Here is a 15190-nt window from a genome sequence, read left to right on the forward strand (position 1 = left end):
TATTATTCGTTTAGAGTTATTTTAACTTACTGAGGTTTAATAATCTCCATTCCGATTCGGATGGCTTCTTCATTCATCGGTATCAGATGATGGTGACGTTCGGGCAATGTTTTGCGTAAAGCTTTTATTACACTTTCAATGGATACTACGGGACGCAGTTTCAGCAAGCCTCCTAAGACAATCATATTGAAGGTCTTTGCCATTCCTTTTTCGTTGGCGGCATCCATTGCGTCAATACGATAGATTTGTATGTCCTTACGTGTCGGAGGCTCGATGATTCCGTATCCGTCATAAATGAGGATACCACCCGGTTTGATTTTGCCTTCAAACTTTTCCAATGAGGGTTGGTTCAGTATGATGGCTGTGTCATATTGGCTGAGAATGGGTGAAGAGATGCGTTCATCACTGACAATCACCGTTACGTTAGCGGTTCCTCCCCGTTGTTCGGGACCGTATGCCGGCATCCAGGTTACTTCCTTGTCTTCCATCAGTCCGGAATAGGCAAGTATCTTACCCATGGATAGCACACCCTGACCGCCGAATCCTGCTATAATGATTTCCTGTTTCATGGTTTCTGTCTTTTTATTCTTTATCTTTCAAATCACCCAGCGGATAGAAGGGGAACATGTGTTCCACCATCCAGTCATTGGATGCTTGCGGAGTCATTTTCCAACCGGAATTACAAGTCGATACAATTTCCACCAAATTGGATCCTTTGCCATTCATTGAGTTTTCGAATGCCTTGCGGATAGCCTTTTTTGCTTTGCGGATGGCAGGAACCGTATGTACGGCCTGGCGGGTAACGTAGGCGGTGCCTTCCAAAGTGGCGGCAATTTCTGTCATTTTCAGCGGATAGCCATGAATGGCTACATCACGACCATAGGGGCAGGTGGCTGTCTTCATGCCAACCAGCGTGGTAGGAGCCATTTGCCCACCGGTCATTCCATAAATGGCGTTGTTGATAAAGATGATAGTAATGTTTTCGCCACGATTTAAAGCATGGATGGTTTCGGCAGTGCCGATACATGCCAGATCACCATCTCCCTGGTAGGTAAATACCAGACGTCCGGGCCATAAACGCTTGATGGCGGTAGCTACGGCTGGTGCGCGTCCGTGGGCGGCTTCTTGCCAATCGATGTCTAGATAGTTGTATGCAAAAACGGCACATCCTACCGGTGACACACCGATTGTCTTATCTTCCATGCCCATTTCTTCAATAACTTCGGCTATTAACTTGTGAACCACACCGTGGCTGCATCCGGGGCAGTAATGCATCGGATTGTCATTCATCAGTGTCGGTTTCTTATAAACCAGGTTTTCGGGTTTTATGATTTCTTCTTTTGTCATAGTTTCTCCTCCTATTGCTTATAACATGAACCGCATAAAGAATTCCATCAGCTTGAGAAAAATAGCTGCTGCACAGACATAGATGAATACTTTGAAGTCACTTGCCATGAAGTAAGTGATGACAGCCGCTAGTGCCAGTGCCATGAAAAGTATGTTCAATATGTTTCTGATCAGATCGATATTCATACGGTCTTATTTTATTAGTTTCTCTTTCAGTGCAGTGATTACTTCATCCGGATCGGGAACAATACCACCCAGACGTCCGAAGTGTTCTACAGGCACTTTGCATTCTACGGCCAGACGGACATCTTCTACCATTTGTCCGGCGTTCAATTCTACAGTGAGGATACCTTTTACCTGTGCGGCGCGTGCTGCAATAGCTTTCGACGGGAACGGCCATAGGGTAATAGGACGGAGCAAACCAACTTTGATGCCTTCTTCCCGAGCCATTTCCATTGCTTTTTGGGCAATGCGGGCACAAGAACCGAAAGCTACGATCAAATATTCGGCATCTTCGCAGTGAAGTTCTTCGAAACGTACTTCGTTTTCTTCTATTTCTGCATATTTTTTCTGAAGATGGATATTACGTTTTTCCATCTCGGCAGGATCGAGTTCCAATGAGGTGATGATGTTGGGAGTACGGTGGTGGGTTCTGCCGGTAGTGGCCCACGGACAACGGGCTATGACTTCTTCATCTGTCAGGCGTGTGCGCTGTTCGGGCAATACTACTTTTTCCATCATCTGTCCGATAACGCCGTCTGCCAGAATAATGGCGGGATTGCGGTATTTGAAAGCCAGATCAAAAGCTATACCTACGAAATCTGCCATTTCCTGTACTGATGCAGGAGCCAGGGCTATGAGGCGATAGTCTCCGTGACCGCCGCCTTTCACTGTTTGGAAATAGTCGGCCTGACTAGGTTGGATGGTTCCTAATCCGGGACCTCCGCGCATGACATTGACAATCAGGCAGGGGAGTTCGGCACCGGCAATGTACGAGATGCCTTCCTGCTTTAAACTGACGCCGGGACTGGAGGATGAGGTCATTACCATTTTACCGCTCGCTGCACCGCCATATACCATGTTGATTGCTGCGACTTCACTTTCTGCCTGCAACACCACCATACCGGTAGTTTCCCAAGGTTTCTCTTCGGCCAGCGTTTCCAATATTTCCGATTGGGGAGTGATGGGATAGCCAAAGTAACCGTCTACTCCGATACGGATAGCGGCGTGGGCTATGGCTTCATTTCCCTTCATTAAAACGACTTCTTCTGCCATATTTGTTACATTTATTGTTGTTTTACTTTATACACAGTGATGCATCCGTCCGGACAGACTGTGGCACATGATGCGCAACCATTGCAGGTATCTTCTAATACCTGGTGGGCGAATGTGTATCCTTTTTTATTCACTTGTTTGGCATTGAGCGCGATTACATGCAGCGGACATGCCACTACACATAGATTGCAACCTTTGCAACGCTCTGTGTCTACTACAATAGCACCTTTAATCTTTGCCATGGGTTAGTTATTATTGATTATACATGTCTTTGTTATAGAAATTCAGAATATTCATAATCATGTCACGGGCGGAAACGGCCGGACTTTCCGGATTACGCTCGATGGCTTCCAGATAATTGTTCAAAGCTTGTTGCCAGTCTCCCATTTTGCGGTAGGCGTTACCCAGTAAGTAATAGGGTTCATCGTTGACGTGCGCATCGTTTCGGATGAAATTAGTTAGCGCATGAATGGCTCTTTCCGTATCACCCTGTTCGATAAGTGTCTTTATGTCCTGTAATTGTTCCGTCATAAGGCATGATTGTCTCATTGTTGTTTACAAAGATACTCTTTATTTGTTATGAAAGGGAAGATTGGAGCAGAAAAAACGGCTTTCTTGCTAAAAACATTTAAAAAAAGGAGAGAAAGATAGGGAAAAAATGGAAGAATGATTTCTTCTAATGGTTTGATTATTATAGAAATGGTTTCAAGTGAAACGGTTGATAGAGGAACGGTGTTATTTATTCTTAAAGGGGAGACATGTTTGAATGGTATTTGTCATGGTGCTTTTGGGGAAGTATATGGTAGATCGTTTGTATGTTTTTTAGGGGGAGTTGTCGGGTTATCTCCCCCTAAAAAAAGTTTTATGTATTATCAGAATAAACTGTCACGGTATAAATATATGGGAGAAAAGACTATTTTATTACTTCACCTACATACATATTATATGCCTTCTGACCGTCATTACTGGGGTTCATCTTTTTTGCTTCCTCACCGGTAACGGTCTGTTTCATCAGTTTCTTGCAGTTTACTATCAACCACGGCTCGCTATTACCTTGCTTATAGAACGAAATTTTATAATTATCGCTCTGATCCATCAGCATATTGCCCATTGATTTGGCTTGGTCGATTACGCAGAATGCTACTTCTTTGCCGAATAACTGGCCGAAACCTCCCCAGCATTCTTTACCGATTTCGAATTGTTCATCGTTTCCGGCAGTAATTGTCATACGTGAGGATGCCTTGATTTGGTCATCTATGCTTTGTTCTTTGCTGGGAGTTGCATTATTGGCTGCTTTTATTTCGGTATTACCCTCAGAACCACCGATGACAGCCGGTTGGGCAGGGGGAGTTACCGGAGTGGCGGTAACGATTGTTGTTGCATTTGATATCGGAGTAGCTGTCACGCCCGGAGCAGGAGCAACTGCAATTTGTGAGTTGTTCAAGACCTTGTTGCCCAATGTATCTTGGATGGATTTGAACAGTGTGTCTTTCAAGTCAATAGTCTCTCTTCTGAATTTGCCGCAGATGGGAGCCAGCTTGGTCTTCGATTTGTTTAAAGCCATATCGTCTACAATCCATTCCTCTGCACTGTATTTTTCTCCTCCGTCACGAGCTTCATCATACCAATAACGGATACGGGTCATTTCGATATCACATTTTCCGTTTTCGCAGGTGATAAACAACTGATAATAAATTCTGGTTCTGTCCAATGACAATGCAGAGGAGGAGAATACCAGATATTCTTCGCCACCTGCTGCAATGGTTCCTTCATCTTCATTGGTGTAAAGAACACGTGCATTGAACTTGCCTTCGGGCTTGAAACGTTCTGTGGCCCATTTCAGCATGGTGCCATATAGCTGGTCTTTCGTTAAAGACGGTGCCTGTATCTCTGTTTTGAAAGAAACTTTACCGTCATCCATAGTTATCGCTCCCGCCAGATATTTGGGATCTGTCTGTGCCATAGCGATGAATGGCAGACATAGGAGCATTAAAAAAAGAATCTTCTTCATAGTAATATTTTTTATTTTATATTTTAATCTAAGCAAAGATAGGAATAAAAAAAAAGAGAAGCTATAATGCCTCTCTTTTTTTACTTTTATTATTATTGCGTGAATTTTACTTTACAGGTATCTTTTCAATGCGCTTTTGGTGACGTCCGCCTTCGAAGCCGCTGTTAAAGAATTCATCCAATATTTTTTCGGCCATTTCATGGTCAATGAATCGTCCCGGCATTACCAGAACATTGGCGTCATTGTGCTGACGTGACAGATGGGCTATCTCGGGCATCCAGCATAGTGCCGCACGGATACCCTGATGTTTGTTCAATGTCATGCTGATGCCTTCACCGCTTCCGCAAATTGCCACTCCGGGTCCGCATTCTCCGGCTTCTATAGCCAGTGCAAGCGGATGGGCATAATCTGCATAGTCACAGCTTTCTGTACTGTATGTACCGAAATCTTTGCATGGGTAGCCTTTTTCAGTTAACCATGTCTTTACAAACTCTTTCAGTTCAAATCCTGCATGATCGGATGCCAGTCCTACTTTTTTCATGCCAGCATTTCTTTTACTTGGTTATACACGTTCTGTGCGGTAAAGCCCAGCTTTTCATCCAATACTTTGTAAGGAGCGGAGAATCCGAATGATTCCAGACCGAATACCTTACCGTTGGCACCTACCAAACCTTCAAGGTTTACAGGAAGACCGGCAGTCAGACCGAATACTTTAGCCCCTGTGGGAATGATACTGTTTTGGTATTCCTTGCTTTGGCTGCGGAACAATCCCTCAGAAGGAGCGGATACGATACGTATTTTTATGCCATCCTTGCGGAGAAGTTCTGCACCTGCTTCCAAAGTGGAAACTTCGGAACCTGAAGCGACTAGGATTACATCCGGATTTTCATCGGAGCCTGCAACAATATAAGCGCCTTTGGCAGCCTGTGAGTAGTCGTTTCCTGCAGGCAGATTCGCGATATTCTGGCGGGAGAAGATCAGTGCGGTGGGGGTGCTGGTATTTTCCATGGCCAATTTCCATGCCACAGTGGTTTCTTCCGCATCTGCCGGACGGAGTACCAACATAGAATTGTGTCCTTTGTGGTTTTTCAGTTTTTCCATCAGGCGGATTTGTGCTTCTTGTTCTACCGGTTCGTGAGTAGGACCGTCTTCACCTACACGGAATGCGTCGTGTGTCCAGATGAATTTGACGGGAAGTTCCATCAAGGCAGCCATACGTATGGCGGGTTTCATGTAGTCTGAGAATACGAAGAAGGTAGCGCATGCAGCAATCACACCTCCGTGAAGTGCCATACCCAGGCAGCAGCAAGCCATGGTTAATTCGGAAACACCTGCCTGCAGAAATGCACCGGTGAAGTCGTCTTTTGTGAATGCATGTGTTTTCTTCAAGAAACCGTCGGTCTTGTCTGAATTTGACAGGTCGGCAGAAGAAACGATCATGTTTTCTACTTCTGTAGCCAGTACACCGAGAACTTTGGCAGAAGCGCTGCGTGTAGCATCTCCGGCTTTTTGTTCGATAACATTCCAATTTACTTTCGGAGCTTTGCCAGAGAACCATAGTTCCAATTTAGCAGCCAGTTCGGGGTTAGCTTTAGTCCATTCAGCTTTAGCCGCATATTTTTCTGCAACAATTTTTTTCAGTTCCTCTGCACGTTTGGCATACAACTCTTTTACTTCAGGGAAGATTTGGAAAGGATTGGTTGGATCGCCGCCTAAGTTTTTGATTGTATTGATGTAAGCATCACCTCCCAAAGGAGCACCGTGGGTGGCACAGTTACGTTCATAACTGGAATCATCCGCTTTGCGTGCGCCTTTACCCATAATGGTCTTACCGATAATTAATGTGGGCTGACCGGTTACGGCTTTCGCTTCTGTCAGAGCCGTGCGGATTGCATCGGGATCATTACCGTCGATGGTAATTACTTTCCAGTGCCATGCTTCGTATTTCTTGGCAACATCTTCGCTGGTAACAGCATCGGTAGCGGTAGACAGCTGGATGTCGTTTGAATCATAAAACATGATCAAGTTGTCCAGCCCCAAATGACCTGCCAGACGGCCTGCACCCTGAGAAATCTCTTCTTGAATACCCCCATCGGATATATAGGCATAGATGGTCTGGTCCATGACATGACCCAGACGGGCTTTCAGAAATTTGGCAGCGATAGCAGCACCTACTGCAAAAGTGTGTCCTTGTCCTAACGGGCCGGAAGTATTTTCAATACCGCGCATGATGTCCACTTCAGGGTGTCCCGGAGTCGGACTGCCCCATTGGCGGAACTGTGCCAGTTCTTCCATGGTGAACTTGCCGGTCAGTGCCAAAGTGGAATACAGCATCGGTGACATGTGGCCTGGATCAAGGAAGAAACGGTCACGCCCTTCCCAACGCGGATTTTCAGGATCGTAAACTAAAAACTCAGAGAAAAGCACGTTTACAAAATCAGCGCCACCCATAGCTCCACCCGGGTGTCCTGAATTAGCTTTCTCTACCATCGAAGCAGCCAGAATACGGATGTTGTCCGCTGCACGGTTCATAAGTTTCTTTTCGTTCATATTAAAATAATATTATAATTTGAATGCTATTAGTGAGTCGGTTTATCTTTGCTATTTTATTTAATATCTGCAAAGATAACTCTTTATGTGTAAACCGCAACATGTAAAGAGGCTCTTTTTTAAGCCCGTTTGACTCACTTCTTAAATCGGGTCGCTGCTTCTTCAACAGGCAGTCCTGCCTTATAGTTTTCGATATATGTGTTGAATCCGGCTACATCTTCGGCTGTTGGCGATATTTCAATACCGGCATCACCGGCGAATACTTTGTCTTCCAGAAAATCTGCCAGGGATTGGTTCTTTTCATTGTTGACAAGGTAAGAACCTAGCAGGGCGATTCCCCATGCGCCACCTTCACCGGCAGTTTCCATTACGGAAATAGGGGAGTTTATAGCTGCTGCAAGTATTCTCTGGCCTACACCTTTCGTCTTGAATAATCCGCCGTGTCCTGTGATTCTGTCTACTTTGATTTTCTCTTCATTGAAAAGAATGTCATTACCTATCTTAAGAACTCCGACTGAAGCGTATAAATGGGTACGCATAAAGTTGGCGAGGTTGAATTTGTCGTTTGCAGAACGTACAAACAATGGCCTTCCGTCGGCAAGTCCTGTCACGGGTTCACCTGAAATATAATTATACGAAATAAGACCACCGCAATCTGCATCGCCTGCGAGCGCATGATTGTAAAGTTTTCCATATAATTCATTCATATCTACGGGTATACCCAGCAGTTCTTGGTATTCTTTGAACAGATTGATCCAGGCATTGAGGTCGGAGGTGCAGTTGTTGCAATGTACCATAGCTACAAGGCTTCCGTCGGGAGTGGTAACCATGTCAATCATTTCGTATGGCTTGGACAACTCTTTTTCCAATACAATCATGGAAAATGAGGAAGTGCCTGCTGATACATTCCCGGTGCGTTGCTTGACAGCGTTGGTTGCTACCATGCCGGTTCCGGCATCTCCTTCCGGAGGGCAGACAGGTACACCTGCTTTCAAGCGGCCCGACACGTCCAGCCTCTTGGCACCTTCCGGGGTAAGGAACCCTGCATTCTCGCCGGCGGGTAAGACTTTGGGCAGGATATCTGTCAGTTTCCAAGGGTATCCTTTAGGAGCTACCAACTTGTCGAACTTGGCTATCATTTCGGCAGAATAATTCTTGGTAGCCGGGTCTATGGGAAGCATTCCTGATGCATCACCTATGCCCAGAACTTTCTGACCTGTAATTTGCCAATGAATGAAACCTGCAAGGGTGGTCAGATAGTCAATGTTACTTACGTGTTCTTCATTGTCTAAAATAGCTTGGTATAAATGAGAAATGCTCCATCTCAGAGGAATGTTATATACGAATAATTCAGATAAGGCGGCGGCTGCCGGACCGGTATTGGTATTTCTCCATGTACGGAAAGGTACAAGGATTTCTTCTTCTTTATTGAATGCCATATAACCATGCATCATGGCACTGACACCGATTGCCGCCAAGGTTTCTATTTCTGTGTCATATAGTTTTTTTACGTTGGAACGGAGATCTGCATAGCAGTCTTGCAGGCCATGCCAGATAGCTTCCACACTGTAAGTCCACAGTCCGTCTACCAGTTGGTTTTCCCAGCTGTGGCTTCCCTGGGCAATGGGCTTGTTTTCCTGGTCAATCAAAACAGCTTTGATTCGTGTTGATCCGAATTCTATGCCTAGAATAGCTTTTCCTGCTTGGATGGTTGATTTTGCATCTGATTTCATATTAAAACCTATAATTTAAGGTACAACAATAATGATGATAAAATAAGGTGGGATGTGCCAAGAATCTTATTAGCCTTGACACATCCCCTCTTCATGGATGAATTAGCAAAGTGCTTTGTTCAGCATATAGTAGACTTCGTTCATGCGAAGCTCTTTCTTGAAGTTGCTGATGGTAGTATCTTTGTCGATACGGATCATTTCGATACCTGCAATCTCAGCATAGTCTTCCCAATATTCTGCTGTCAGATCATAAGAGAAGCAAGAATGATGTGTTCCACCTGCCAGGATCCATGCGCCTGCACCTACTTCGAAATTAGGCATCGGAATCCACAGGGCGGAAGCAACCGGTAATTTGGGCAACGGTTTCGGCTCGATGCATTCTACGTCGTTCACGATCAGACGGAAACGGTTACCCAAGTCTACTACAGTGGCGGTACAACCTGAGCCTACTTTTGAAGTGAATACAAGACGGGCTGTCTGGCTCTTGCGAATACCTATGCCTAGGAAGTGTACTTCCAGACGTGGTTTGGAAGCGGCGATAAGAGGACAAACTTCCAGCATATGTGATTGCAGGATAGCACTGTTTGCACCATCGAAGTTCAATGTGTAATCTTCCAGGAAAGAACAACCTTTGGAAAGTCCTTGGTTCATCACCCATACGGTACGGTAGAGAGCTGCTGATTTCCAGTCGCCTTCCGCACCGAATCCGTAGCCTTCAGCCATCAGACGCTGGGAAGCCAGTCCCGGAATCTGATCGAAGTAGCTGCCGTCTGTTTGGCCCAAATCATCAAAATTAGTAGTGAATCCTTTGGCGCCTTTGGCTTTAAGGATGGCACGAAGAGCTAATTCGGCTTTTGCAGCGTTCCATACTTTCTGATAAGCTTCGGTTGATTTATCTTCTAATGAAGCATCGTGGTCGTATTCGTTGAAGTAAGTTGCTACAAGTGCCTCTACATCTGTATCCTTGATGTTTTTATGGTATTCCATCAGTTCGCTTGCCGGACAGTAATCTACGTGATACCCCATACGTTGTTCTGCTTCCACTTTATCACCGTCAGTTACAGCTACATTATTCATCTGATCGCCGAAACGGATGATCAGCATATCCTGAGAGTCTGCCCAACCTGCACAAACGCGCATCCAAACGGCAATCTTGTGCTGGGTGTCTTCGTCTTTCCAGTAACCTACCACTACTTTGCGGCGGATGCGCATACGGGTACAGATATGTCCGAATTCGCGGTCACCATGGGCGGATTGATTCAGATTCATGAAGTCCATATCCATGGTATCCCAAGGAATTTCCTTATTGAATTGAGTGTGTAGATGTAACAGTGGTTTCTTTAACTGTTGCAGACCGTGAATCCACATTTTAGCTGGGGAGAAAGTGTGCATCCAAGTGATGACACCGATACATTTTTCATCGTTGTTGGCTGCTTTGAACACTGCTTCCACTTCTTTGGAAGAGTTGGCAGTTCCTTTATATACTACTTTTACAGGAAGTTTCCCTGATTCGTTCAGTCCGTTTACCATTTCATTGGAGTGAGCGTCTACTGCTATAACTGCGTCACCTCCGTACAGAAGCTGTGCTCCTGTTACAAACCATACTTCATACTGATCAAATGCTTTTTCCATAATGTTATATTTTAAAAGGGTTATTAATATCTTTGTTTCTTATTTCTGTCCATAATAGGCATTGGGGCCGTGTTTGCGGCTGAAATGCTTTTCTATTAATAAAGAATTCATCGTTAAATGAGGGTTGGCGGCAAAAGCGATACTTGCCATTTTGGCTACCTGTTCCATGACTACTGCATTATGTACAGCATCATTGGCATCTTTTCCCCATGCAAAAGGACCATGATTTTTTACTAGTACTCCCGGAGTATGTACAGGGTTCAGGTTCTTGAAACGTTTCACAATCACATTGCCTGTTTCCTGTTCGTAGGCACCTTTTACTTCCTCTTCAGTCATATCTGCGGTACAAGGAATGGCGTCATGGAAATAATCGGCATGAGTCGTTCCGATATTGGGGATATCCATTCCGGCTTGTGCCCAGGCGGTAGCATAGGTGGAGTGGGTATGTACCACTCCACCTATTTCGGGGAATGCTTTATATAGAACTACATGGGTGGGAGTATCTGAAGACGGACGAAGAGAACCTTCTACCACGTTGCCGTCCAGATCTACTACAACCATGTCTTCAGCTTTCATATCATCGTATGATACGCCACTGGGTTTGATTACTACCAGACCTGTTTCACGATCGATGGCAGAAACATTTCCCCATGTAAAAATAACTAGTCCGTGTTTCACCAAATCCAGATTGGCACGGAATACTTTTTCTTTTAATTTTTCTAACATAATGAATAATTGGGTAATGTGGCAATCTGCTAATTTGTCAATTGGCAAATTATTGCATCGGCACATTATTTTAAAGTTTAAATTTCGGATCTTTTCTGTAGGCCTTATCATTAAATTTATAAAGATAAGCACCTCGTCGGGAACCTGATTTGTCTATCAAATCTGTTTTTTCAATGAAATCCATTTCGGCTACCCGCTTGCGGAAATTCCGCTTGTCCATCGGTTCGCCATAGATTGCCTCATATAGATTTTGCAACTGTGTCAGGGTAAACAGTTCGGGCAGCAGGTTAAAACCAATTGGATTGTATGATGCTTTGTGCTTCATCAGTTCACGTGCTTTGGAAATCATGATCGGATGGTCGAAAATGAGCTGTGGCAGTTCGTCTATTTTTGTCCAATGGGCATTGTGCTGCTGCACTAGTTCCCTGTCATATTCATTTACATTGACTAAAGCATAATAGGCTACTGATATGACTCGTTCTCCCGGATCGCGCTCTAAGTCGCCAAATGTGCCTACTTGTTCCATATATACATTTTCCAATCCGGTCAGTTCTGCCAATACCCGTTTGGCGGCAGCGTCTACACTTTCGTCTTCTTGTACGAATCCTCCCATCAAAGACCATTTTCCCATAGCCGGTTCAAAATTTCGTTTTAGTAGAAGCAGTTTTAATTCTCCTTCGTCAAAACCGAAAATGATACAGTCTACAGATACATAGAATTTAGGGTTTATGTTATAATAGGTGGTCATGGTTTAGCGTCGGTTTAAAATTAACAGGCTGTATTCTTCAAGATAATTCAAAGCATACAGCCTTTAATTTATGGTTTACCAGAAATAAGCATAGAATAGTGCACAAAGCAGAACTACACCTAAAGAGGTAATAACATCCCATTTGTTCCAACTCTTTCTGATAAGTTCCTTGTAACTGCCGGTAAAGGTGATGGCTTCCACTTGTTTGGCGGTTGGAGCCGGAGTGAAGCATGATACAACAACCATTAACAACAAGAGGAATACAAGTAGCCATATTTCAAAAATAAGCCAGTTTGTCTGCCAAAACCAAGTTGTATTTTCCCAAAACCAGCCGGTCATCACATCTTTTCCGGTATTGGTGAGGATATTAGTCAGCAAACGGAGCATACCAATTAGGAAACCTACAATCATGGCTGTTTCACCGGCTTTCGGAGTGATTTTCTTGGAGAATATACCAAGTGCAAATACGGCTACCATTGCAGGTGCAAGGAGGGACTGTATGCCTTGCAGGTAGTCGTAAAGGCTGCCGAGGCTCATCATTACAGGAATCCATGCCATGCCGAGGATAACTACAACTATGGTGGCGATACGTCCTACCATAACATAAGTAGCTTCACTTTTGTTTTTAAACATGGGCTTGTAAAAGTCTTCTGTAAAAAGTGTGGCGCATGAATTAAAGAAAGCAGCCAGTGAAGCAACCAATGCGCAGATGAATCCGATAGTTACAATACCTTTTACACCGGCAGGCAGAACATCCTTTACCATTACAGCAAAAGCCGCATCTGTATTTGACATATCAAATTCACCTTTTGCAGCCAAGGCGGCAGCTACCATCCCCGGAATAAGAAACATGAAGACAGGCAGGATTTTAAAATAACCGGCTGCAATAGTACCTCTGCGGGCACGCTTCATTACCACATCATTATCTTCGCCTTTACGCTGTCCAAGTACACGCTGTACGATATGCTGGTCGGTACACCAATACCAGAAACCGATGATGGAAGCTCCGATAAATACCCAGAATCCAGGATAATCTTGATACATCGGGTCTGCTTCGGTCCAGTGAAACATATGGTTGGCACCATAAGCGTGTCCGTCTGCTCCTACATTCATGGCGCTACGCGCATGATCCATCATTTCTGTCCATCCTGTAGCAATATTACCGTCTCCCAAGGCTGACAGTCCCAGGAAAAGAACCAAGAAAGAACCGATGATTAAAATAGGGGTTTGAATAGCTGAGAGGGTCATTACTCCTTTCATTCCACTCAGTACGGTGAAGATGCCGGTCAGGACAATAAGTCCGATTGCCCCATACCAAAAAGGAAGTCCAAGTAAGAACTCCAAAAAGATACCTCCGGTATAGGCGGTTACACTCACTTTAGTAAGAATATAGGCTATCAGTGTGATGATAGAAAGCCATGAACCGGTACGCGGGGTATAACGGTATTTAAGGAAATCGGGCATGGTAATGATTTTGCCCATTTTATTGTTTAATAGTTGGTAGAATGGAACAAAAAGCCATCCTAGAAGAAGAATCATCCAACCTTGCATTTCCCAGTGTGCCATACCTACTCCGGATTTGGCACCGGTTCCTGCCAAACCTACCAGATGTTCCGAACCGATATTGGCTGCAAAGATAGCAGCACCAATGATGTACCATGGCTCACCTTTGCCAAATAGATAATCTTCACTGCTTGCTCCTTGTTGCGAGCGTTTGTCTTTTTGTACAGAGCGCCATACCGCCCATATCACAGCTACAATGCCGACTGCCAGTATTGTCCAGTCCAGCCAGATGAATTCATGTGAATTCCAATTCATGATATTAAATATTTAAAGTTTAACAATTATTTTTCAACACCGAATTTAAAGATACATTGGCTGTGATAGGTCTGTCCCGGTTCCAGAATTACAGAAGGCCATTGTGATTTGTTGGGGCTGTCGGGATAGTGCTGTGTTTCCAGACAAACAGACGCGCGTTGCGGATAAGTAATTCCCTTTTTCCCTTTTACGGTTCCATCCAAAAAGTTGCCTGTATAAACTTGTATTCCCGGTTCATTAGTATATACTTCCAAAGTGATACCACTAGTGGGGCTGGTCAGTTTGGCAGCCAGCTGGTTGATATCGCCTTTCGTGTTAAGTACCCAATTATGGTCGAATCCGTTACCGAATTTTATTTGTTCGTTTTCAAAGTTAGTCACATCGGGGGCAATGGTTTTAGGAGTATTGAAATCAAACGGAGTTTCTGTTACTGCCATCATTTCTCCAGTGGTCATGAATGTGCTGTCAACGGGAGTGATGCTGTCTGCATTTACATAAAGAATATGGTCGGTGGCCGGATTGGCAGGGTTTCCACTCAAGTTGAAATAAGAGTGGTTGGTCATATTGATAACAGTCTTTTTGTCAGTTGTCGCTTCGTAATTTATGTCGATGGCATTGTCTCTTGTCAGTGCATAAGTAACAGTAGCGGTTACATTTCCCGGAAAATTGGCATCTCCATCCGGTGACTTCATAGTCAGTGTCATAGTACTGTCGTTTAATTGGTTTGCTTCATAAACTTGGTATTGCCATCCTTTAGGACCTCCATGCAGGCAGTGACCAAAATTATTTTGGGGTAATTGAATGGTTTCTCCATCCATTACGATGACTCCTTTATTAATGCGGTTGGCATAGCGTCCGATAGAAGCACCGAAGTCGCTTGGTATATTTTGGTAGTCAGCAATGCTGTCAAAACCCAGCACTACATCTTTTAGATTTCCGTTTTTGTCGGGGACCATGATAGATACAATACGTCCGCCAAAATTAGTTACGCATACTTCCATTCCGGCTGCATTCTTTAGCGTATACAGTTTAACAGGTTTTACGCCATCCACTATTGTTTCATAATTAGTGGGGTTTAATCCGGACTTTGTAAGTGTTTCTTGAGATTGTTTGGGAGCGCAAGCACTTAACAAGGTCAGTGCGATACCGGTTCCCAGAAAGGTTTTTTTCATGCTTTTCATGATATAAAAGTACTAATTAGTAATAGAGTATATGATTTTGGGTGTAAAAGTAACACTATTACTAATACATTGGATATGAAAAGAGTATGTTGTGCAACATAAAAGTGTATTTCCTACACTTTTATAGCATAAAGAAGAAAAAACCGCTTTGAATCCAAAGCGGTTTTTT

At 44.1% G+C, this 15190-nt stretch carries 15 protein-coding genes; all 15 read right to left on the reverse strand.

All coding sequences use genetic code 11. The annotated features are described in order from the left end of the window. Positions 1-26: 26 nt before the first annotated feature. Positions 27-569 (reverse strand): 2-oxoacid:acceptor oxidoreductase family protein, encoded by a 543-nt coding sequence (locus RE317_RS13290; protein WP_005846169.1) that lies wholly within the window; start codon positions 567-569, stop codon positions 27-29. 13 nt (positions 570-582) lie between these two features. Continuing rightward, positions 583-1347 (reverse strand): thiamine pyrophosphate-dependent enzyme, encoded by a 765-nt coding sequence (locus RE317_RS13295; RefSeq protein ID WP_005846171.1) that lies wholly within the window; start codon positions 1345-1347, stop codon positions 583-585. 18 nt (positions 1348-1365) lie between these two features. Then, positions 1366-1533 carry a hypothetical protein gene (locus tag RE317_RS13300; protein ID WP_005846173.1) on the reverse strand — a complete coding sequence of 56 codons (168 nt, stop codon included), beginning with the start codon at positions 1531-1533 and terminating at the stop codon, positions 1366-1368. A gap of 6 nt (positions 1534-1539) precedes the next feature. Further along, the gene (locus RE317_RS13305; protein ID WP_005846176.1) at positions 1540-2622 is read right to left on the reverse strand and encodes a 3-methyl-2-oxobutanoate dehydrogenase subunit VorB; all 1083 of its coding nucleotides are present in this window, start codon (positions 2620-2622) and stop codon (positions 1540-1542) included. Positions 2623-2633: 11 nt separating this feature from the next. Next, positions 2634-2864: a 4Fe-4S dicluster-binding protein gene (locus RE317_RS13310; RefSeq protein WP_005846178.1), complete on the reverse strand. Its 231-nt coding sequence runs from the start codon at positions 2862-2864 to the stop codon at positions 2634-2636. A 10-nt stretch (positions 2865-2874) separates the two neighbouring features. Further along, positions 2875-3171, reverse strand: a complete 297-nt coding sequence (locus tag RE317_RS13315) for a tol-pal system YbgF family protein (RefSeq protein WP_005848594.1) — start codon at positions 3169-3171, stop codon at positions 2875-2877. 364 nt (positions 3172-3535) lie between these two features. Continuing rightward, on the reverse strand, positions 3536-4633 hold the full coding sequence (locus RE317_RS13320) for a DUF4468 domain-containing protein (protein ID WP_005848589.1): 1098 nt from the start codon (positions 4631-4633) through the stop codon (positions 3536-3538). A 106-nt stretch (positions 4634-4739) separates the two neighbouring features. After that, a complete protein-coding gene (rpiB, locus tag RE317_RS13325; RefSeq protein WP_005846184.1) occupies positions 4740-5174 on the reverse strand; it encodes a ribose 5-phosphate isomerase B in 435 nt (144 codons plus the stop codon). Continuing rightward, positions 5171-7183, reverse strand: coding sequence for a transketolase (locus RE317_RS13330; protein WP_005846186.1), 2013 nt, complete (start codon positions 7181-7183; stop codon positions 5171-5173). Before RE317_RS13330 ends, rpiB begins: the two co-directional genes overlap by 4 nt. A 134-nt stretch (positions 7184-7317) precedes the next feature. Continuing rightward, a complete protein-coding gene (locus RE317_RS13335; protein ID WP_117873157.1) occupies positions 7318-8916 on the reverse strand; it encodes a xylulokinase in 1599 nt (532 codons plus the stop codon). Positions 8917-9018: 102 nt separating this feature from the next. Then, entirely contained in the window at positions 9019-10548 is a 1530-nt protein-coding gene (gene araA, locus RE317_RS13340) for an L-arabinose isomerase (RefSeq protein ID WP_005846190.1), read from the reverse strand. A gap of 39 nt (positions 10549-10587) precedes the next feature. Then, complete coding sequence (locus tag RE317_RS13345; protein ID WP_005846193.1) at positions 10588-11274, reverse strand: L-ribulose-5-phosphate 4-epimerase; 687 nt, start codon at positions 11272-11274, stop codon at positions 10588-10590. A gap of 70 nt (positions 11275-11344) precedes the next feature. Further along, positions 11345-12022, reverse strand: a complete 678-nt coding sequence (locus RE317_RS13350) for an NUDIX domain-containing protein (RefSeq protein ID WP_005846195.1) — start codon at positions 12020-12022, stop codon at positions 11345-11347. Between the two features lie 75 nt (positions 12023-12097). After that, positions 12098-13840: a sodium:solute symporter gene (locus tag RE317_RS13355; protein WP_057280486.1), complete on the reverse strand. Its 1743-nt coding sequence runs from the start codon at positions 13838-13840 to the stop codon at positions 12098-12100. Between the two features lie 26 nt (positions 13841-13866). Continuing rightward, positions 13867-15021, reverse strand: coding sequence for an aldose epimerase family protein (locus RE317_RS13360; RefSeq protein ID WP_005846199.1), 1155 nt, complete (start codon positions 15019-15021; stop codon positions 13867-13869). Positions 15022-15190 lie beyond the last annotated feature (169 nt).

It is taken from the genome of Phocaeicola sp. GP0067 (assembly GCF_031119655.1).
Taxonomy (GTDB): domain Bacteria; phylum Bacteroidota; class Bacteroidia; order Bacteroidales; family Bacteroidaceae; genus Phocaeicola; species Phocaeicola vulgatus.